General features: G+C 58.9%; 1 protein-coding gene and 1 pseudogene. Both read right to left on the reverse strand.

The annotated features are described in order from the left end of the window. Positions 1–193: pseudogene (locus AK963_RS30190) on the reverse strand (hypothetical protein); the annotation flags it as partial. A 12-nt stretch (positions 194–205) separates the two neighbouring features. Continuing rightward, on the reverse strand, positions 206–672 hold a 467-nt coding region (locus AK963_RS34255), incomplete at its 5' end, for a hypothetical protein (RefSeq protein ID WP_175404771.1).

Below are 672 nucleotides of genomic sequence, written 5' to 3' on the forward strand. Positions count from 1 at the left end.
ATTGACGACGCTGCTCCTGTAACTGCTGCTGTTGCAGGGAGGCGGCCTGTGCGGCCTGATCGGCGGCGGCTCCGGCCTGCATTCCAGATGTTAAGGCTCCGAGACCGGCACCGATAGCGGTACCCCAAGGGCCAAACATTGATCCGGTAGCGGCTCCTGATGCGGCTCCTGATGCTATCGCTGCACCTGACATAAGCGTTCCTCCTTAGACTTTGATGCCGACCGATGCGGCGAAGGTGGGGTTGAGGAAGGGGTTGTCTTCCTCTTCTTCCTGTTGGCGCATCAGGGCCAGGTACTCTTCTTCGGTGAGAAATTCGTTGAACGGCAGGTTGCCCGCGATGATGTTGCCGGAGCTGTCGAGCATACGGGTGATTTCGTTCGCGGCCTGATTCTGGGCGGCGGCTACGTTGGCGGCGTCGGTTTCGAGACGGGTACGGTTCTGGCCAAGAAGTGCCTGAAGCTGGCTGATCTCGTCACCGGCGGCAGTGGCTCCGTATCTTGATACCAGGTCGTTAATGTTATTGAACTGGCTCTCGACGCCTTCGAGCTGGTTGAGGTCGAGGAAGTCGACGTCTTGGTTGGCGTTGAGCAGCTCTTGAGCCTGGGATTCGAGATCGCCACGGTAGTTGTACAGCTCGGTCAGTTTGTCGCCAGAGGCGGTGTAGAGATCGC

The sequence above is a fragment of the Endozoicomonas atrinae genome, assembly GCF_001647025.1.
Lineage (GTDB): Bacteria > Pseudomonadota > Gammaproteobacteria > Pseudomonadales > Endozoicomonadaceae > Endozoicomonas > Endozoicomonas atrinae.